The 20489-nt window shown below is 38.0% G+C and carries 23 protein-coding genes; all 23 read left to right on the top strand.

Annotation, left to right across the window (positions count from 1 at the left end; genetic code table 11):
- Positions 1 to 106: 106 nt before the first annotated feature.
- Positions 107 to 814, top strand: coding sequence for a glucosamine-6-phosphate deaminase (locus KBU52_RS03475; protein ID WP_254724331.1), 708 nt, complete (start codon positions 107 to 109; stop codon positions 812 to 814).
- Between the two features lie 308 nt (positions 815 to 1122).
- On the top strand, positions 1123 to 2937 hold the full coding sequence (locus KBU52_RS03470) for an LPXTG cell wall anchor domain-containing protein (protein ID WP_301796716.1): 1815 nt from the start codon (positions 1123 to 1125) through the stop codon (positions 2935 to 2937).
- 149 nt (positions 2938 to 3086) lie between these two features.
- The gene (gene rpsU / locus KBU52_RS03465; RefSeq protein WP_000048054.1) at positions 3087 to 3263 is read left to right on the top strand and encodes a 30S ribosomal protein S21; all 177 of its coding nucleotides are present in this window, start codon (positions 3087 to 3089) and stop codon (positions 3261 to 3263) included.
- Between the two features lie 64 nt (positions 3264 to 3327).
- Entirely contained in the window at positions 3328 to 4293 is a 966-nt protein-coding gene (locus KBU52_RS03460) for a hypothetical protein (RefSeq protein WP_254724330.1), read from the top strand.
- A 249-nt stretch (positions 4294 to 4542) separates the two neighbouring features.
- Positions 4543 to 6423: an LPXTG cell wall anchor domain-containing protein gene (locus KBU52_RS03455; RefSeq protein WP_254724329.1), complete on the top strand. Its 1881-nt coding sequence runs from the start codon at positions 4543 to 4545 to the stop codon at positions 6421 to 6423.
- 179 nt (positions 6424 to 6602) lie between these two features.
- On the top strand, positions 6603 to 7538 hold the full coding sequence (hprK, locus tag KBU52_RS03450) for an HPr(Ser) kinase/phosphatase (protein ID WP_074324899.1): 936 nt from the start codon (positions 6603 to 6605) through the stop codon (positions 7536 to 7538).
- Positions 7531 to 8319: a prolipoprotein diacylglyceryl transferase gene (lgt, locus tag KBU52_RS03445; RefSeq protein ID WP_254724328.1), complete on the top strand. Its 789-nt coding sequence runs from the start codon at positions 7531 to 7533 to the stop codon at positions 8317 to 8319. The genes hprK and lgt overlap by 8 nt, the downstream gene beginning before the upstream one ends.
- Position 8320: 1 nt before the next feature.
- Positions 8321 to 8704 (top strand): DUF948 domain-containing protein, encoded by a 384-nt coding sequence (locus KBU52_RS03440; RefSeq protein WP_024053556.1) that lies wholly within the window; start codon positions 8321 to 8323, stop codon positions 8702 to 8704.
- A 14-nt stretch (positions 8705 to 8718) separates the two neighbouring features.
- Positions 8719 to 9114, top strand: a complete 396-nt coding sequence (locus KBU52_RS03435; RefSeq protein WP_254724327.1) for a YtxH domain-containing protein — start codon at positions 8719 to 8721, stop codon at positions 9112 to 9114.
- An 85-nt stretch (positions 9115 to 9199) separates the two neighbouring features.
- The gene (gene hemW / locus KBU52_RS03430) at positions 9200 to 10330 is read left to right on the top strand and encodes a radical SAM family heme chaperone HemW (protein WP_254724326.1); all 1131 of its coding nucleotides are present in this window, start codon (positions 9200 to 9202) and stop codon (positions 10328 to 10330) included.
- Positions 10331 to 10334: 4 nt separating this feature from the next.
- Entirely contained in the window at positions 10335 to 11072 is a 738-nt protein-coding gene (locus KBU52_RS03425; RefSeq protein ID WP_254724325.1) for an acyl-[acyl-carrier-protein] thioesterase, read from the top strand.
- Between the two features lie 10 nt (positions 11073 to 11082).
- Complete coding sequence (locus KBU52_RS03420) at positions 11083 to 11856, top strand: TIGR01457 family HAD-type hydrolase (RefSeq protein ID WP_195183621.1); 774 nt, start codon at positions 11083 to 11085, stop codon at positions 11854 to 11856.
- Positions 11846 to 12478, top strand: coding sequence for a TIGR01906 family membrane protein (locus tag KBU52_RS03415; protein ID WP_254724324.1), 633 nt, complete (start codon positions 11846 to 11848; stop codon positions 12476 to 12478). The genes KBU52_RS03420 and KBU52_RS03415 overlap by 11 nt, the downstream gene beginning before the upstream one ends.
- A gap of 138 nt (positions 12479 to 12616) precedes the next feature.
- On the top strand, positions 12617 to 13018 hold the full coding sequence (locus tag KBU52_RS03410) for a Spx/MgsR family RNA polymerase-binding regulatory protein (protein WP_006148218.1): 402 nt from the start codon (positions 12617 to 12619) through the stop codon (positions 13016 to 13018).
- Complete coding sequence (locus tag KBU52_RS03405) at positions 13019 to 13297, top strand: UPF0223 family protein (protein WP_004252549.1); 279 nt, start codon at positions 13019 to 13021, stop codon at positions 13295 to 13297.
- The gene (locus KBU52_RS03400; RefSeq protein ID WP_254724323.1) at positions 13287 to 14054 is read left to right on the top strand and encodes an inositol monophosphatase family protein; all 768 of its coding nucleotides are present in this window, start codon (positions 13287 to 13289) and stop codon (positions 14052 to 14054) included. Before KBU52_RS03405 ends, KBU52_RS03400 begins: the two co-directional genes overlap by 11 nt.
- 6 nt (positions 14055 to 14060) lie before the next feature.
- Positions 14061 to 15374 (top strand): RsmF rRNA methyltransferase first C-terminal domain-containing protein, encoded by a 1314-nt coding sequence (locus KBU52_RS03395; RefSeq protein ID WP_254724322.1) that lies wholly within the window; start codon positions 14061 to 14063, stop codon positions 15372 to 15374.
- Positions 15375 to 15483: 109 nt separating this feature from the next.
- Complete coding sequence (locus KBU52_RS03390; protein ID WP_254724321.1) at positions 15484 to 16362, top strand: phosphate ABC transporter substrate-binding protein PstS; 879 nt, start codon at positions 15484 to 15486, stop codon at positions 16360 to 16362.
- Positions 16362 to 17279 carry a phosphate ABC transporter permease subunit PstC gene (gene pstC, locus KBU52_RS03385; protein WP_254724320.1) on the top strand — a complete coding sequence of 306 codons (918 nt, stop codon included), beginning with the start codon at positions 16362 to 16364 and terminating at the stop codon, positions 17277 to 17279. The genes KBU52_RS03390 and pstC overlap by 1 nt, the downstream gene beginning before the upstream one ends.
- Entirely contained in the window at positions 17269 to 18153 is an 885-nt protein-coding gene (pstA, locus tag KBU52_RS03380) for a phosphate ABC transporter permease PstA (RefSeq protein ID WP_254724319.1), read from the top strand. Before pstC ends, pstA begins: the two co-directional genes overlap by 11 nt.
- 10 nt (positions 18154 to 18163) lie before the next feature.
- Complete coding sequence (gene pstB, locus KBU52_RS03375) at positions 18164 to 18967, top strand: phosphate ABC transporter ATP-binding protein PstB (RefSeq protein ID WP_254724318.1); 804 nt, start codon at positions 18164 to 18166, stop codon at positions 18965 to 18967.
- Positions 18968 to 18979: 12 nt separating this feature from the next.
- Positions 18980 to 19738: a phosphate ABC transporter ATP-binding protein PstB gene (pstB, locus tag KBU52_RS03370; RefSeq protein WP_006148225.1), complete on the top strand. Its 759-nt coding sequence runs from the start codon at positions 18980 to 18982 to the stop codon at positions 19736 to 19738.
- A 10-nt stretch (positions 19739 to 19748) separates the two neighbouring features.
- The gene (phoU, locus tag KBU52_RS03365; RefSeq protein WP_004252561.1) at positions 19749 to 20402 is read left to right on the top strand and encodes a phosphate signaling complex protein PhoU; all 654 of its coding nucleotides are present in this window, start codon (positions 19749 to 19751) and stop codon (positions 20400 to 20402) included.
- Positions 20403 to 20489 lie beyond the last annotated feature (87 nt).

Raw genomic sequence — 20489 nt, 5'->3', positions numbered from 1 at the left:
TTTTTACTTAACTTTATCCTATAAAATTTAAAATATTAAACCGTTTACACTTGACAAAAATTGGTCTATACCATATAATAAAATAAAGAAATATGGAGGAACAATTATGAAAGTTATTAAAGTGAAAAATCCTGAAGAAGGTGGAAAAGTAGCTTTTGAAATTTTAAAAGAAAAGTTAGCAAACGGTGCTCAAACATTAGGACTTGCGACAGGTAGCAGTCCGCTTGAATTTTATGGAGAAATCGTTAAGAGTGATCTTGATTTTTCAAATCTTACTAGCGTTAACTTGGACGAATATGTAGGACTTGATGGAGAGAACCCTCAATCTTATCGTTACTTTATGCAAGAAAATCTATTCAATAAAAAGCCATTTAAAGAAAGCTTTTTACCTCGTGGTGTCAAAGATAATGCAGAAGAAGAAGTAGAACGCTATAATCAAATTCTTGCTGACCATCCAGTTGATTTGCAAATTCTTGGAATTGGTCGAAACGGTCACATTGGCTTTAATGAACCGGGAACTCCATTTGATAGTCAAACGCATCTTGTAGATCTTGATCAATCTACTATTGAAGCAAATGCTCGCTTCTTTGATAAGATTGAAGATGTACCAACACAGGCTATCTCAATGGGAATTAAAAATATTCTAGATGCAAAATCTATTCTTCTCTTTGCTTATGGTGAATCTAAGGCAGAAGCTATCGCTGGAACTGTTGAAGGTCCAGTTACTGAAAGTCTTCCAGCAAGTAGTTTACAAAACCATCCAGATGTAACTATTATTGCGGATGCTGGAGCGTTAAGCCTATTAAACAATTAAAAGGTATCATTCTATCATTTGAGCTATTCAAACAATTAGTTTGGATGGCTTTTTTTAAATACTAGTAAGTAAAAAGAAAAAAATTACAAGACATGACAGGAAATAAAAAGTATAAATAACACAAAAATGTTTTTAGGATACAATAAATATATGAAACAATTATTTTGTAATTATATTTCAAATTATTTTATGATTAAAACTAGACTTTAGTAAAAAATACTGGTATACTGAATTCGTTTACTGTTAAACAATTAAATTTAAGGAGACAATTCAAGGTGAATAAGAAAAAAATTACATTTTTTTCGTTTATGATTTTCGTATTTACTGTTATATTTTCTCTTAGCTTGAGCAAAGCTTTTGCAGAAAATACAACCAGTGGCAAGACTGTTGACACAATTACTTCACTCAATATTACGAATGAAAAAGGTGGTAATCTTGATAAAGATTTGCAGCAGTGGGTTACATTTAAGCTAAATGCAAATTATGACTTAACAGATAAAAATGTTAAAGCTGGCGATACAACTACAGTTGATTTATCAGATTTTCTATATATAGAATCCCAAAACTTTGAAATTCGTGATGAGAAAACAAATGAAATTATTGCAAATGCTCAGATTGATGAAACAAAAAAACATATCGTCTTAACCTATACTGATTATGTTGAAAAACACTCTGATACCAAAGGTTCTTTCTATGTCTATACTCGAGTAGATTTCCAAAAACACCCTGAAGAAGGAGAAATCCCTGTCGAGGTTACAATTAATGGGAAAACACAAGTAGTTGGAAAAGTTAACTTCACCGGTGTTGGAGATGGAAATCCTGTGTTGTTTTCTAAAACAGGATGGGTAAGTAGTGAGGATCAAAAGACTCTTTCATATACCATTTCAATCAACCGTACTAAGGAAAGCCTTCAAGATGCTACAGTAGAAGATACTTTGAAGTTTTCTAATGCAACTTATATCAAAGATAGCATTCGAGTAATCAAAGGTAAGTTTGAGTATGTCAGTGGTCTTTGGGAATTTACTGATAGAACAGATGTAACAGACCAACATACTGTTACAGTAAGCGAAGATGGCCAGTCATTTGTTATTGAACTTGGTGATATCACAGAAAATGACCAATACCGCATTGAATATAATGTTCAAGCCAATTATTCACCGGCAGACGGAGAAGTATTAAATAATGATGCTGTCCTAAAAGGTAAAGGAAAGGCTATCAAATATGTTGAGCAATCCACTGTCGTTCAAGTAGCAGGTGGTTCTGGGGTTGGATACGTATTTACGATTAATATTCATAAAGTTGATGATGAAAATCAACCAGTAGCTGGTGCTAAGTTTAAAGTCGTACGACAAGCTAATAATCAAGTTATTGGAGAATACGTTACAGATGCTGCAGGAAAAATTACAGTAACTGGTCTCTTAAAAGATAAGTATATTCTCACAGAGGTTGAAGCGCCAAAAGGTTATGTTATGAATGCTGCAGATACAGAAGTAAATGCAACAGATTTTGGAGCAGATAAGTCAGTTACGAAAACTATTGTCAATCCAAAAGAACAAACCACAACAACTTCAACAACGACAACGACAGAAGAGTCAACGACAACTTCAACAACAACGACAGAAGAGCCAACGACTACTTCAACGACAACAACGACAGAAGAGCCAACGACTACTTCAACGACAACAACGACAGAAGAGCCAACGACTACTTCAACGACAACAACGACAGAAGAGCCAACGACTACTTCAACGACAACAACGACAGAAGAGCCAACGACTACTTCAACAGCGACAACGACAGAAGAGCCAACGACTACTTCAACGACAACGACCACAGAAGAGTCAACAACAACTTCAACGACAACAACGACAGAAGAGTCAACGACTACTTCAACAACAACGACAGAAGAGCCAACGACTACTTCAACAACGACAACAACAGAAGAGTCAACAACTACTTCAACGACAACAACAACTTCAAAACCAGATATTCCTGGTACGACTACAACAGAGGAAAAAACAAAACTTCCAAATACTGGGGAGTCTACTAGTTTAGCACTAGTTATTGCAGGTGTTGTGATGTTTGCAAGTGCTCTAGTTCTGAAAAAGAATTATTCTAAATAATTGATTTAGAACAACTATAATTTTTAAAAGAGGGCTCTAATGTCCTCTTTTTTATGAATGAAATGAATAGATTACACTATTTTTTCTTGACAATTTATATCATTCCATGTAAAATAGAATAGATCTTGAACTTGAAGGGAGTGAAAAAAATGTCTAAAACAGTAGTACGTAAGAATGAATCTCTTGACGATGCACTTCGTCGTTTCAAACGTGCGGTTACTAAAGCTGGTACTCTTCAAGAAACACGCAAACGTGAATTCTATGAAAAACCTTCTGTAAAACGTAAACGTAAATCAGAAGCAGCTCGTAAACGTAAAAAATTCTAATTGAAATGAAAGGCTAGGCTTGTCTAGTCTTTTTTTGTACACTGTTTAGAGATAGGATGAACTTATGAAAGAGTATATAAAAGAATATCAAAAGATGCGCGAAAAACGCTTTAAGGATTGGGGTTATTATTCAACTCCTATAAACTGGCAGGAATTTGAAGAGTCTAATCAGAGGATTTTTCAAAAGTATTTGAAGGATTCGAAAGTATTGTCCGATGATGTTTTACGGACAAAGTTGTACAGTAGCTTATTGCTAGATGATATCAAGTATTTTGCATACTATATAGCTTTTTTAGACGGAGATTACAAACAATTAAATAATGCTATGTGGCAAACAGGAAGAGAAGAATTGATTAGAGGTGGTTTGCTTGCAAGTGGAACAATCTATACTGATGGTATTTTGAGGGGCTTATTTACCTCTTTTGCATGTAACGATTTTTCAGTCATTTCATCTTATATACCAAAAGACTTGCCTTTACTGAAAGGAACCTATTATCCCCAAAATGTCATCAATCTTTTGCACGCTCTTTATTATCAGGATGAAGACAGATTATCAGAGTCTATCATATTGGCACAACAGTTTCTAGAGAAGAAAAAACGAACAGGTATGGAAGAATTTTCTGTTCGTTACTTTATAAACTTGGCAAGAAAAGACGCAGCTGGGATAAGCCAAAACTTACAAAACTTATGCCTAGCTTATCAAAGACGGGGTTATCCCTTTGAGAAGATAGATAAATGCTTCGCTGATGAAGTTCATGGTCTTTATCGCTTGGTGAAATATTTTGATGATTCCATGTTTGAAGAGGTTCGGATGCCGTCTCATAAGACTTTTCTGCAGGAATTTGAAAAATGGCAAGTTCAAAATCAGTTTCCACAAGGACAACAGTTCTATATCTATCCACAAGATATGGCTGATGCAAACAAAATACTAAAAAATGAACTTCCGAGAATTCACATAGAAAAATCAGGAAGGGTTTTGGGAATAGATGTTGATCGATTTGCAGTGGATTTGGCTAAAGTATTGAAATGATGATGGTGTTATTTTCTAAATAAATCACTTGCTTACTAAGAAATAGAAAGTAATAACTAAGAAATAGATCTTCACCTACAATTATCAAATATAGATCTGTCTAAATTGATTCGTTGGTCAAAAAATTGTAGAAGTTATTCAATAATTTATTTGAAATATAAAAACAATCATACATTTCAATTGATTTTGAAAGACAAATGTAGTAAAATTGTAATAAAATAGTGTAATTTTACACGGAGGTAAATAGGGATGAAAAACCAGAAAAGGTTTGGAAAATTATTGATCACTTTGTTGTCTACTGGAGTGCTTTTGGCTGCGCTTCAAAGTCAAGAAATTATCACTGCCGAAGAAACAACAACGGCTGAGCAAATTTCTACAACAAGTGCTGAAGCAACAACTACTGCTGAAGCAGTAACAACTACAGAAACTCCTGCACGTGAAGCTAGAGAAGTAGCTGCAGAAGTGACTGGTACCATAAAAAACCATGACATTAAATACTTTGAATACTATACAGATGTAGACCTTTCTTTTTCAATTACAGAAGATGATGTGAAAGAAGGCGACTATGTTACAGTTACATTAGAAAACGTCGCTATCTTAAATCAATTAAATGGCAAGGATGTCACTTACGAAGGTAAGACAATTGGTAAAATTTCAATTGTTTCGTTTGAAAACGTCAATAAAGCACGTCAAGGTTCAAACGATACAGCTCAAATGCGACAAGCTCAATTGGAATCAACACGCGCGACATTAAAAATTACATTTACGAAAGCTATTGAAGCTGAAAAACCAGATGTATTGAAACAAGTCAAGTTCCAAATTAAATCAGATAACGCTTATAATGGAGCTGTAATCGCAAATAAAGACTACACTTTAAACCAAGTGATTAAAGTGGGGTCTTCTTCTGTGACAAGTACAGTAGATATTCCGAAAGTAGAACAATTTGCTACTGAGACAAATTCAATCAACTTCACACCTTCTGGAAATACGATTAAATTCAAGGCTGATGGATCATATGAAACGACTACACAATTCCAAGTTCGTGGAAGTGAAGGTATGAAAGTTGGTTCAACTGTTGAGTTAGAATTCAATGATGCTTCAGGTATCGAGTGGAAAACAAGTGGTGATACTGCACTCAAAGTAGGAGATACATTTACTTCAAGATTTATCTTGCCTGTATATAGTACATATGAAGTCAATGAATATGGCGCATATGTATTCCCGACAGGTGTTGAGCCAACATTCAAAGTAACTTCTATTTCTGAAAAGAAAATTACAATGGAAATGATTTCAGGAGATGTTCCTAAAGAATTAGGTGTATTCTTCGGCGTTGGTCAAAACCGTATTAATATCATCGATAAATCTAAGATTGATCTTGAAAAAATGCAATATGATGTTTCGAAAGTAGCTACGGCAACTATTGATGGGAAAGATTCAAAGGGTATCTATATTTACCGTATCATTAATGACTCTGCAGGTGCACAATTAGTTCTTGATACGCTTGTGACAGACTACAAAGATATCGATACAAAAGAAAATCTTAAACCACAGGATAAGGGTTGGAAAGATCCAGCTACTATTGATGGTTATGAGTTTGTAAAAACAGAAAAAGATCGTGAAGGAAATCGTATCCACTGGTATAAAAAAGTTGAACAAACTACGACAACAACAACTAGTACTACGACAACAACTACCACGACAACCACAGAGGAGCCAAGTACTACTTCGACAACAACTACCACGACAACCACAGAGGAGCCAAGTACTACTTCGACAACAACTACCACGACAACCACAGAGGAGCCAAGTACTACTTCGACAACAACTACAACAACAGAAGAGCCAAGGACTACTTCAACAACTACAACGACAGAAGAGCCAACAACAACTACAACAACAGAAAAATCAACTACCACTACTACAACAGTTGAGACAACTCCAGGTAAATCAAGTGAAGAAACTCCTTCAGGTAAAACAACTGAAGAAACAAAATCTGAAACTACATCTACAACATCTGAATCTAAAAAGGAATTGCCAAATACTGGTTCTAAAGAATCATTGTTTACAACTGGTGTAGCACTCTTGGTAGCTGGTCTTGGAGTCTTGGGATTAAAGAAACAAGATAACTAAAGTGCACTATCTATTATGAAATAATAGTCAGAAGGATTAGACAACAATTTGTTGTTTAATCCTTTTTTGTATCGTTCAAATATTATCAGATAAATTAATAGCGTAAACACGGTAAAAAATACAAACTTCTTCCTACAATCTGATATAATAGTAAGAGAACTCGATTTAAGGAGAAATATATGTCGGTTTCAGTAAAAGAAGTAATTGAGAAGCTTAGATTAGACATTGTCTATGGAGAGCCTGAATTACTTGAAAAGGAAATTAATACTGCAGATATAACGCGACCTGGTCTTGAAATGACAGGCTATTTTGATTACTATACTCCAGAGCGTATTCAATTGTTGGGGATGAAGGAATGGTCTTATCTGATCAGTATGTCTTCTCACAACCGTTATACTGTTTTGAAAAAAATGTTCCTACCAGAAACACCAGCAGTTATTGTTGCGCGTGGTCTAGTTGTTCCTGAGGAAATGTTAAAGGCAGCTAGAGAATGTAAAATCGCAATTTTAACAAGTCGCACAGCAACCAGTCGTTTGTCTGGAGAACTGTCTAGTTATCTGGACTCCCGCTTAGCGGAACGTACAAGTGTACATGGGGTCCTAATGGATATCTATGGTATGGGTGTTTTGATTCAAGGTGATAGTGGAATCGGTAAGAGTGAGACAGGTTTAGAACTAGTTAAACGTGGTCACCGTTTGGTAGCAGACGATCGGGTAGATATCTATTCTAAGGATGAAATGACTCTCTGGGGTGAACCTGCTGAAATCTTGAAACATCTGATCGAAATTCGTGGAGTAGGGATCATCGATGTCATGAGTCTATACGGTGCCAGTGCCGTTAAGGATTCTTCACAAGTTCAGCTAGCTGTTTATTTGGAAAATTATGATACAAATAAGACCTTTGATCGCTTAGGAAATAATGCTGAAGAACTAGAAGTTTCTGGAGTTACCATTCCACGTATCCGCATCCCAGTTAAAACAGGGCGCAATATTTCTGTTGTTATCGAGGCGGCAGCTATGAATTATCGTGCAAAAGACATGGGCTTTGATGCGACGCGTCTGTTTGAAGAAAGATTGACGAAATTAATTGAAAAGAACGAGGTGCAAAATGATTGATCCAGTTGCTTTTCAAATAGGTCCATTTGCCATTAGATGGTATGCACTTTGTATCGTTTCAGGCCTTATCTTAGCGGTATATTTGGCAAGTAAAGAAGCTCCTAAAAAGAAAATCTTATCAGAAGATATTCTGGACTTTATCTTAGTGGCTTTCCCTTTGTCAATCATCGGCGCGAGACTTTACTATGTTATTTTTAAATTTGACTATTATAGCCAACATTTAGGGGAGATATTTGCTGTCTGGAATGGTGGTCTTGCGATTTACGGCGGTCTAATTACCGGAGCGATTGTACTTTATATTTTCGCAGACCGTAAATTAATCAATACCTGGGATTTCTTGGATATTGCAGCTCCGAGTGTAATGATTGCTCAGAGTCTAGGACGTTGGGGGAACTTCTTTAACCAAGAAGCTTACGGTGCAGTTGTAGAGAATCTTGACTACTTGCCTAGTTTCATTAAGAATCAGATGTATATTGATGGCTCATATCGACAACCAACCTTCCTGTACGAATCTATTTGGAACCTGATTGGTTTTAGTTTAATTGTTATTTTTAGACGCCGATTAAATGGCATTCGTCGTGGTCATATCACAGCCTTTTACTTAATTTGGTATGGTTTTGGACGTATGATTATTGAGGGCATGCGTACAGATAGTCTCATGTTCTTTGGACTTCGAGTATCTCAGTGGTTGTCTGTTCTATTAATTGGACTTGGTATTTATATTATCGTTTATCAAAATCGGAAAAAAGCACCATTTTATAATGTAAAAAAGGAGAATTAAAATGTTAGAAGTTGCTTATATTATTGTGGCTATTGCCTTGATTGTATTTATTGTTTATTTGATTATTACCCTTCAAAAAGTTGGACGTGTAATTGATGAAACAGAAAATACTGTTAAAACGCTAACTTCAGATGTAAATGTTACTCTACATCACACAAACGAACTTCTTGCCAAGGTCAATGTTCTTGCTGATGATATCAATATCAAAGTTGCAACCATTGATCCACTCTTTACAGCAGTTGCAGACCTTTCTGTTTCTGTCTCTGACTTAAATGAGCAGGCTCGTGTCTTGAGTAAAAAAGCATCATCTGCAGGTTCAAAAACATTAAAGACTAGTGCAGGCTTATCTGCCGTTCGTATTGCAAGTAAATTTTTTAAAAAATAAAAAGGAGATAACTCATGGGTAAAATATCATCAATCCTTTTAGGAACTGTTTCAGGTGTGGCTGTTGCCTTGTTTCTAACAAGTGAAAAAGGAAAACGCGTTACTAGTCAGGCACAAGACTTTATTGAAAATCTGAGAGAAGATCCAGAATATGCTAAGGAACAAGCAATCGAAAAATTGACAGAAGTCAAAGAACAAACCAGAGATTTTGTTCTAAAGACAAAAGAACAAGTAGAATCAGGCGAAATTACCTTGGATTCAGTTCTTGAGAAATCTAAATCTTTAGCTCAACAAGCTACTGAAGCTTCAAAAGAGACCTTGAACAGTCTCAAGGAACAATTGGAAGAAAAAGTAGTTGTTGAAGACCCAGAAGACGGTCAAGAAATCATCATCGAAATCGAAGAAGATTAAAATAGAAATCACCATTTTTGATTCCCTTAGAGTCGGAGATGGTGATTTTTTTCTTGAGTGAAGTCTTTGTGGTATAATAAATACTATGCGGAAGAAACCAACATCAGCTTATGTGCACATTCCATTTTGCACACAAATCTGTTATTATTGTGACTTTTCTAAGGTCTTTATTAAAAATCAACCAGTAGACAGCTATCTAGAACATCTACTGCAAGAATTTCATTCTTATGACATTCAGAAGTTGCGTACTCTCTATATTGGGGGAGGGACACCGACAGCCTTGTCTGCGCCACAGTTAGAGGTTCTTCTGGATGGATTGACTAAAAACTTAGATTTGTCAGTCTTAGAAGAATTAACCATTGAGGCTAATCCTGGTGATTTGGATGAGGATAAGATTGCAGTTTTGAAAAATTCAGCGGTCAATCGTGTTTCATTGGGTGTCCAAACCTTTGATGACAAAATGCTGAAAAAAATTGGTCGAAGTCACTTGGAGAAGGATATCTATGAAAACATTGATCGTCTAAAGTTAGCAGGGTTTGATAATATTTCCATTGACTTAATCTACGCTCTTCCTGGTCAGACTATGGACCAGGTCAAGGACAATGTTGCCAAGGCCATCACTTTGGACATTCCCCACATGAGTCTTTATAGCTTGATTTTGGAAAACCATACGGTCTTTATGAATCGTATGCGTCGTGGGAAGTTACCACTTCCTAAAGAAGAAGTAGAAGCTGAAATGTTCGAATATATCATTGCTGAATTAGAGAGAGCTGGTTTTGAGCATTATGAAATTTCAAATTTTTCAAAACCTGGTTTTGAAAGTCGTCACAATCTTATGTACTGGGATAATGCTGAGTATTATGGTATAGGTGCAGGGGCGTCTGGCTATGTAAATGGTGTTCGCTATAAAAACCATGGACCTATCCGCCATTATCTAAAGGCAGTAGAAGAAGGCAATGCTCGCATCAATGAGGAACACCTGAGTCTAAGGGAACAAATGGAAGAAGAGATGTTTCTTGGACTTCGCAAGAAGACAGGAGTTTCAAAAGCAAGATTCGAAGAAAAATTTGGCACGTCTTTTGAAAATTTATATGGTCAAGTTGTAAGAGATTTGTGTCATCAAGGTCTTTTACAAGTAGAAGGTCAACAAATACGAATGACAAAAAGAGGTCTCTTTTTAGGAGATACAGTAGCAGAACGATTTATATTGGAGTAGAATTATGGGCTTAACTTATCAAATGAAGATGAAAATTCCTTTTGATATGGCTGACATGAATGGTCATATCAAGTTGCCAGATGTTATTTTGTTGTCCCTGCAAGTATCAGGAATGCAATCCATTAATCTAGGAGTGAGTGATAAGGACGTTTTAGAACGATATAATCTAGTCTGGATTATCACTGATTATGATATCGATGTGATTAGACTTCCTCGTTTTGCCGAGGAAATTACCATCGAAACGGAAGCTTTGACCTATAATCGTCTATTTTGCTACCGCCGATTTACTATTTATGATGAAGATGGTCAAGAAATCATTCGCATGTTAGCTACCTTTGTCCTTATGGATCGTGATAGTCGTAAGGTCCACCCTGTAGAACCAGAAATTGTCGCCCCTTATCAATCTGAGTTTTCTAAGAAACTCCTTCGCGGGCCAAAATACTTGGAGCTGGAAGAAGCGATTAGCAAAGATTATCATGTCCGTTTTTACGACTTGGATATGAATGGCCACGTCAATAACAGCAAATACCTAGACTGGATTTTTGAGGTCATGGGGGCAGATTTCCTAACCAATCATATTCCTAAAAAAATAAACCTCAAGTATGTCAAGGAAGTTCGACCAGGTGGTATGATTACTTCTAGTTACGAATTGAATCAACTAGAAAGCAATCACCAAGTCACAAGTGATGGCGATATCAATGCTCAGGCAAAGATAATTTGGCAAGAAATTAACACAGATTAGAAAGTAATATATGACTTATAAAGGCTATTTAATTGATTTAGACGGTACAATTTATAAAGGAAAAGATAGAATTCCAGCGGGAGAAGCTTTTGTTCACGAGTTACAAAAGAGAGAGATTCCCTATCTTTTTGTAACAAACAACACTACTCGTACACCTGAAAGTGTCCAAGAGATGTTGGCAAATCAATTTAACATCGACACACCTGTATCGACAATCTATACTGCAACCTTAGCGACTATTGATTACATGAATGATTTAGGTCTTGAAAAGACTGTTTATGTAATTGGAGAAGCAGGGCTCAAGGAAGCCATTCAAGCAGCTGGTTATGTTGAAAATAAAGAAAATCCAGCCTATGTGGTTGTAGGTTTGGACTGGCAAGTTGACTATGAAAAATTTGCTACTGCAACCCTAGCTATCCATAAAGGTGCTCATTTTATCGGCACCAATCCAGATTTAAATATTCCAACAGAACGTGGACTTTTACCTGGTGCTGGTTCACTGATTACTCTTCTTGAAGCAGCAACTCGTGTAAAACCAGTTTATATTGGAAAACCAAATGCGATTATTATGGATAAGGCTGTTGAACACCTAGGACTTGAACGTCAAGAAATTGTCATGGTGGGAGATAATTACCTGACTGATATTCGCGCTGGTATTGACAATGGGATCCCTAGCCTTTTGGTGACGACAGGATTTACAAAACCTGAAGAAGTAGCGGATTTACAAATCGCCCCAACCCATGTCCTCTCAAGTCTAGCGGAGTGGAATTTCGATGAAAACTAAATTTACTTTTGTAGGATGTCTTCTCTTTCTCCTCTCGCTTGCAATTTTATTGACCATCTACCTGTCTTGGTTGGTTTACCCTCTGGAGATTTCTTGGTTAAATCTGACAAGTCGTGTTCATGTCCAACCTCAGACCATCCAACATAACTTTAATGTTTTGATGAATTATTTGACCAATCCATTGAGTCAAGTATTAGCAATGCCAGATTTTCCTTCGTCTGCCTCTGGAATTCACCACTTTGTGGTTGTAAAGGGACTCTTTCACCTAGCGCAAGGAGTAGCAATTGTAACTCTACCGATTTTCTACCTTTTTTGGAAGCAAGTCATTCAGAAAGGTTTTCTGTCTCTATATCGCAGAGGTCTCTTGATTATGCTGTCTTTACCTTTGGTTCTTGGTTTAGTTGGTGTCTTCATTGGTTTTGAACAATTCTTTACCTTGTTTCATCAAATTCTATTTGTAGGTGATGATACCTGGCTTTTTGATCCCGCTAAAGATCCGGTCATTCTTATTCTACCAGAGGATTTTTTCCTGCATGCCTTTCTCCTATTTTTCTGCTTGTATGAACTGCTTTTTGGCTTTATTTATCTACTAAGTTGGAAAAAATTACCAAAAATAACATAAATGCATAAAAATGTTTTAAAAATTATACGAAAAACCTATTTTTCTTTAAAAAGTAGGTTTTTTTTTCGGAAATAACTAGTCAAGCGCTTTATTTTTTTGTATAATAGAGTTAGAAAAGTATGCAAAGAAGAGAATAGCATGATTACACTATTTTTATCACCGAGTTGTACATCATGTCGTAAGGCAAAGGCCTGGCTTGATAATCATAAAGTGCCTTTCCAAGAGCACAACATTATGACCAGTCCTTTATCAAGAAAAGAATTACAACACATTCTTTCCTTGACCGAAAACGGTACCGATGACATTATTTCAACTCGTTCAAAAATTTTCCAAAAGTTAAATATCGATGTGGAAAGTATCTCGGTGACAGAGTTGCTTAATTTAATTGAGCAATATCCTAGTCTTTTGCGTCGTCCAATCATCATTGATGATAAACGTATGCAGATTGGCTTTAATGAAGATGAGATTCGTGCATTTCTTCCTCGCAGTTACCGTAAGCAAGAATTGAAAGAAGCTACATTAAGAGCTGGTATTAATTAGATGAATAAACAGTATAGTTACCCACTAGATTTGTCGTGGAGCACTGAAGAACTTGCTTCAGTGCTTTCTTTTTTTAATGATGTTGAAGCTGCCTATGAGACACAGGTAGATGCTAAGAAACTATTAGATTCCTACAAGGTATTCAAGTCAGTTGTGCCTAGCAAGAGCGAAGAAAAACGTTTGGGACGTGAGTTTGAATCAGTTAGTGGATACTCTTTCTACCGTGCAGTCCAGTTGGCCAAAGAAAAAGGAGAAGGGAAGATTTCACTTGGAAAATAAATTTACATTTGCCAAAGAAATTGTCAGGGAAGCTGGGGAATACATTCTCCAGCATATGAAAGAAGATCTCCATGTTGAGAAAAAGTCTTCCCCTACAGATTTGGTAACTAAGTTAGATAAAGAAGTTCAAGACTTACTTATTAAAAGAATCCGTTCTCGCTATCCAGATGATCTATTTTGTGCAGAAGAAGGCTGCATGCGTGCAGCAGTAGGACAAGGTTCTGTATGGATTATTGATCCTATTGATGGAACCAACAACTTCGTAGCACAAGGTGAAGATTTTGCTGTTATGCTGGCCTATTTTGAGGATGGTGTTGGTAAGTTTGGTATTATTTATGATGTTATGAAGGGTGATTGTTACCATGGTGGAGGAGACTTCCCGCCCTGTCGCAATGACGAACTTTTACCACTCTTTAAAAAGAAACCCTTGAGAGAATTTTTGGTAGCTGGTAATTCTGGAATGTTAGCGACTAACGAATGGGGCTTAGCGGATTTGGGAAATGCTGCACTTGGGACACGAGTTTATGGCAGCGCCGCTATTAGTTTTGCTAAGGTGCTGTCAGGTCGACTTTTAACTTATATCACTTATTTACAACCTTGGGATTATGCGGCTGCAAGTATTCTAGGTGAGAGTTTGGGTTATAAGGTTTTTACGATTGCTGGCGAGGAAGTCGATTTTCAAACACGACAGGCCGTTATGATGGTGCCAGTCGAGATGAAAGATGAGATTCAATCCTATATCTATGAAAGGAAATAAACCTACATGCAATTTCCGGATGGATTTGTAAAAAAATACGAAACAATATTGGGAGATGAGGCAAGAGCTTTTCTTGCCTCTTTTGATGATGAGGCTGTTTCTGCTTTTCGTATCAACCCTTTAAAAGAAAGACAGCTTTCTTTTTCAGATGCTATTCCCAATACACCCTGGGGCTACTATGGGAAGGTTTCAGGGAAATCACCAGAACATGTAACTGGCTTGGTCTATTCACAAGAACCTGCCGCACAAATGGTCGCTCAAGTAGCCCAGCCAAAGCCAGGTATGAAGGTCTTAGACTTGGCAGCGGCTCCCGGTGGGAAATCCACTCAACTGGCCTCCTATCTTGCAGGAGACGGTCTTCTTGTTTCAAATGAGATTTCAAGCAAACGGTCAAAGATTTTAGTTGAAAATATGGAACGCTTTGGTGCGACTAATGTCGTTGTGACCAATGAATCAGCAGACCGTTTAGCCAAGGTTTTTAAAGGCTATTTTGACCTGATCGTTTTAGATGCACCTTGCTCAGGAGAAGGGATGTTTCGTAAACAACCAGACGCTATTGATTATTGGAGTGTCGATTATCCTAGTCAGTGCGCTAGTTTACAACGTGAGATTTTAGCAGATGCTGTTACCATGCTGGCTGATGGTGGTCGACTAGTCTATTCAACCTGTACCTGGGCGCCAGAAGAAAACGAAGAAATCGTCCAATGGTTACTGGATAGCTATCATTTTGAATTGATTCCAATCCAACACATCAATGGAATGGTACATGGGATTGATTTACCTGAAACAGCTCGGATGTACCCTCATCACTTTAAGGGAGAAGGTCAGTTCGTGGCCCATCTTCAGTTTAAAGGTCAAAACAAGGCTGGGAAGTTCAAACCTTCTAAATCCAACCTATCTCGTGAACAGATTTCCTTATGGCAGGATTTTGAGAAAAAACACCTTAAAGAAAAACTGACCGGTGTCCTACAAGTTTTTGGAGACCAGCTTTATCTCTTGCCAGAAGTCCTACCCGATATAGGAAAACTCAAGATAGCTCGTAATGGTCTTCATCTTGGAACTTTTAAGAAAAAACGTTTTGAACCAAGTTTTGCTCTTGGCTTAGCTTTAAAACCAAGCAAAGTCAAGCAAGGAATCGAAATTCATCAAGAAGACTTTGTCAAATATGTGGCTGGTGAAACGGTCCAATTAGCTGAAACTCTTCCAAATGGTTGGTACCAAGTTTTGGTTGGTGGAAATGGTCTAGGTTTTGCAAAAGTAACCGGAAATACCTTGAAGAATTATTTTCCCAAGGGCTTGAGGTTTCAGGTGAAAAACTAGTCAAAAACAGTATTCTATGTTATAGTGGAAGTATGGATTTTCCCTGAAAACAATAGAAAATAAGGGCGAAAATTCAAGATATTCATCATTATTTTCAAGGAGACAAATAGTGAAAAAATTTAAAAAACTCACCCTCTCTCTTGCAACTCTTTTACTTGCTGGTTCGCTAGCAGGATGTGCAAGTTGGATTGATCGTGGGGAGTCTATGACGGCTGTCGGTTCAACTGCCCTTCAACCTTTAGTCGAGGCGGCAGCAGATGAATTTGCGTCCGCACACGTTGGTAAAACTGTCAATGTTCAAGGCGGTGGTTCAGGTACAGGTCTGTCTCAAGTCCAGTCTGGGGCGGTAGACGTCGGTAACTCGGATGTATTTGCCGAGGAAAAAGACGGAATCGATGCATCTGCCTTAGTTGACCATAAGGTAGCTGTTGCGGGCATAGCTGTTATCATCAACAAAGAAGTAGATGTTGATAATCTTACGACAGAACAACTTCGCAAAATTTTTACAGGTGAAATTACCAACTGGAAAGAAGTCGGCGGTAAGGATTTAGCTGTTTCTATTATCAACCGTGCTGCGAGCTCAGGTTCTCGTGCTACCTTTGACAGTGTGATTATGAATGGTCAGTCAGCGGTTCAAAGTCAGGAACAGGATTCAAACGGTATGGTGAAGTCCATAGTTTCCCAAACACCAGGTGCTATCTCATACTTGGCTTTCGCCTATGTTGATGATTCTGTTGGGACTATTAAACTTAACGGCTATGAACCAATTTCTGAGAATGTAACCACGAATAACTGGCCTTTGTGGTCGTATGAGCATATGTATACACTAGGTGAGCCTAATGATTTGGTTGCAGAATTCTTGAACTTTGTTCTTTCAGATGAAGCTCAGAATGGAATCGTAAAAGGAATGGGCTATATTTCTGTCAAGGAAATGAAGGTTGAAAAAGATGCTGCAGGTACAGTGACAGCAATAGAAGGGAGCCAATAATGAATCAAGAAGAATTATCAAAAAAATTGCTCTCTCCTTCAAAAAACTCTCGTCTTGAGAAATTAGGAAAAGGGCTAACCTTTGCTTGCCTTTCTTTGATTGTCATCATCGTTGCTATGATTTTGATTTTCGTGGCCCAGAAAGGCTTATCGACCTTCTTTGTCAATGGAGTCAACATTTTTGATTTCCTATTTGGACAGACTTGGAATCCTTCTGGGAAACAATTCGGTGCCCTTCCCATGATTTTAGGTTCCTTTATTGTTACCATCCTGTCAGCTCTTATTGCAACTCCATTTGCCATTGGTGCTGCAGTCTTTATGACAGAAGTGTCACCAAAAGGAGCCAAGATTTTGCAACCTGCTATTGAACTCTTAGTTGGGATTCCTTCAGTAGTTTATGGATTTATAGGTTTGCAGGTCGTAGTGCCTTTTGTTCGAAGTATCTTTGGTGGAACAGGGTTTGGAATCTTGTCAGGAATTTTTGTTCTTTTCGTTATGATCTTGCCAACTGTTACCTTCATGACTACAGATAGCCTACGTGCCGTGCCTCGTCACTATCGTGAAGCTAGTTTGGCTATGGGAGCAACTCGCTGGCAAACTATCTGGCGTGTAACCTTGAAGGCTGCTCGTTCAGGTATTTTTACGGCAGTAGTTTTCGGAATGGCTCGTGCCTTTGGTGAGGCCCTTGCGATTCAGATGGTTGTCGGTAACTCAGCAGTTGTTCCAACTTCATTGACGACACCAGCAGCGACTCTCACATCTGTATTGACCATGGGAATTGGTAATACCGTTATGGGAACTGTTGATAATAATGTTCTTTGGTCACTGGCCTTAGTATTGCTCTTGATGAGTTTGGCCTTTAACAGTGTGATTAAATTGATTACGAAAGAAAGAGGAAAGAAAAACTATGCACGCTAAGAAATTAGATAAACTTGCAACAGCTGTCCTCTACACCATCGCAGGAATCATTGTGACCATTCTAGCTTCCTTGATTCTCTATATCTTGGTTCGAGGCTTACCTCATGTTTCTTGGTCATTCTTGACAGGAAAATCATCCTCTTATCAAGCAGGTGGTGGTATTGGGATTCAGCTTTATAATTCCTTTTTCCTTTTGGTGATTACCTTATTCATCTCTGTGCCTCTATCAATGGGAGCTGGAATTTTCCTAGCAGAGTATGCTAAAAAAGGTCGTATTACCAATTTCGTTCGTACCTGTATTGAAATCTTATCTTCTCTACCATCTGTTGTTGTAGGTCTCTTTGGTTACCTCATCTTTGTAGTCCAGTTTGAGTATGGATTTTCTATTATTTCTGGTGCCTTGGCTTTGACCGTCTTTAACCTACCTCAGATGACTCGTAATGTTGAAGATAGTTTGAAGCACGTTCACCATACGCAACGTGAAGCTGGTTTGGCGCTTGGACTTTCTCGTTGGGAAACAGTCCTACATGTCGTGATTCCTGAAGCTCTTCCTGGAATTGTAACGGGGATCGTGCTTGCATCAGGTCGTATCTTTGGTGAAGCTGCAGCCCTTATCTACACAGCAGGTCAATCGGCACCAGCTCTGGACTGGTCTAACTGGAATGTCCTCAGCGTAACCAGTCCAATCTCAATCTTCCGTCAAGCAGAAACCTTGGCCGTCCATATCTGGAAAGTCAACAGTGAAGGAACCATTCCTGATGGAACTTTGGTTTCAGCAGGTTCTGCTGCGGTGCTCTTAATCTTTATCTTGATCTTTAACTTTGGAGCACGTAAACTCGGAAGCTATCTACATAAGAAATTAACTGCTGCCTAAAGGAGAAGCCATGTCGAAATATAATTGGGATGAAAGGCATATCATTACTTTTCCAGAAGAAAAAGTGGCCCTCTCTACGAAGGATTTACATGTTTACTACGGTAAAAATGAATCCATCAAGGGCGTGGATATGCAATTCGAAAAAAATAAAATTACAGCTTTAATCGGTCCATCAGGATCAGGTAAATCAACCTACCTACGCAGTCTCAACCGTATGAATGATACCATTGATATTGCTAAAGTTACAGGCCAAATTCTCTATCAAGGAATTGACGTTAACCGTCCTGAGATCAATGTTTATGAAATGCGTAAACATATTGGAATGGTTTTTCAACGTCCAAATCCATTTGCTAAATCAATCTACCGCAACATCACCTTTGCACATGAACGTGCAGGTGTTAAGGACAAGAAAGTCCTAGATGAAATTGTTGAAACCTCACTTCGCCAGGCTGCCCTCTGGAATCAGGTTAAAGACGACCTTCATAAGTCAGCCTTGACGCTTTCAGGTGGTCAGCAGCAACGTCTCTGTATCGCGCGTGCTATTTCTGTAAAACCAGACATTCTCTTGATGGATGAGCCGGCGTCAGCCTTGGATCCGATTGCGACAGCTCAGCTTGAGGAAACTATGCTGGAGTTGAAGAAGGACTTTACCATCATTATCGTGACCCACAGTATGCAACAGGCTGCGCGCGCAAGTGATTACACTGGATTTTTCTATTTGGGTGATTTAATTGAGTACGATAAAACGTCAAATATTTTCCAAAATGCCAAGCTACAGTCTACCAATGACTACGTAACTGGACACTTTGGTTAGAAAGGAAACAGTATGACAGAACCGATTTTACAGGTCAAAGACCTGTCTGTTTATTACAACAAAAAGAAGGCTTTGAATAGTGTTTCCTTATCTTTCCAACCCAAGGAAATTACTGCTCTTATAGGTCCATCAGGATCAGGAAAATCAACCCTGCTCAAGGCTATTAACCGAATGGGTGACCTTAATCCTGAAGTGACGACAACTGGATCAGTGGTTTATAATGGGCACAATATCTATAGTCCGCGTACCGACACGGTTGAATTACGTAAGGAAATTGGAATGGTCTTCCAACAACCCAATCCCTTCCCAATGTCTATCTACGAAAATGTTGTTTATGGACTAAGAATTAATGGAGAGAAAGACAAGCAAGTCTTGGACGAAGCTGTGGAGAAAGCTTTACAGCGTGCTTCAATCTGGGATGAGGTCAAGGATCGCTTGCATGATTCAGCAATTGGTCTATCAGGTGGACAACAACAACGTGTCTGTGTAGCCCGTGTTTTGGCAACCAGTCCAAAGATTATCCTCTTGGATGAGCCGACCTCAGCCTTAGACCCTATCTCAGCTGGAAAAATCGAAGAAACCCTATATAGTCTTAAGGACAAGTACACCATGCTATTGGTTACTCGTTCCATGCAGCAAGCATCTCGAATCTCTGATAAAACAGGCTTTTTCCTCAATGGAGATTTGATTGAATTTAACGATACCAAGGAAATGTTCCTCTATCCACAACATAAGGAAACAGAAGATTACATTTCAGGTAAATTTGGATAAGGAGAAAAAGATGTTACGATCTCAATTTGAAGAAGATTTAGAGAAATTGCATAACCAATTCTACGCTATGGGACAAGAAGTTCTTTCCCAAATCAATCGTACTGTACGTGCTTTTGTCACCCATGACCGTGACTTGGCTAAAGAAGTCATTGAGCAAGACGCAGAAGTCAATGAATACGAATTGAAACTTGAAAAGAAATCATTTGAAATCATTGCCCTTCAACAGCCGGTATCACAAGACCTACGTACAGTTCTAACAGTTCTAAAGGCTGTTTCAGACTTGGAACGTATGGGTGACCACGCAGTATCCATTGCTGAGGCAACCATTCGTATGAAGGGTGAACAACGCATCCCAGCAGTTGAAGAAGAAATCAAAAAGATGGGACGTGATGTTAAAGATTTCGTAGAAACAACCCTTGAACTTTACCTAAACGGATCAGTTGATAAGGCCTATGAAGTTGCAACCATGGATGAAAAAATCAACCATTACTTTGAAAATATTCGTGATCTGGCAACTGAAGAAATCAGAAAGAATCCAGATGCTATTGTCACAGGTCGTGATTACTTCCAAGTGATTTCATACTTGGAGCGCATCGGTGACTATGCTAAAAATATCTGTGAATGGGTTGTTTACTTTGAAACAGGTAAGATTGTCGAATTGTAAAATATTTAGAAGATAAAAATTATTGTGAAAGCTTACTTTTTAATATAGTAAGCTTTCATTGTATCGATAGTTTACTTTGTCAGAGGT

This window comes from Streptococcus sp. 9.1(2021) (assembly GCF_030466425.1).
Taxonomy (GTDB): Bacteria; Bacillota; Bacilli; order Lactobacillales; family Streptococcaceae; genus Streptococcus; species Streptococcus wuxiensis.
Note: the sequence above shows the minus strand (reverse complement) of the source record. Positions and strands in the feature narration are given on the sequence as shown.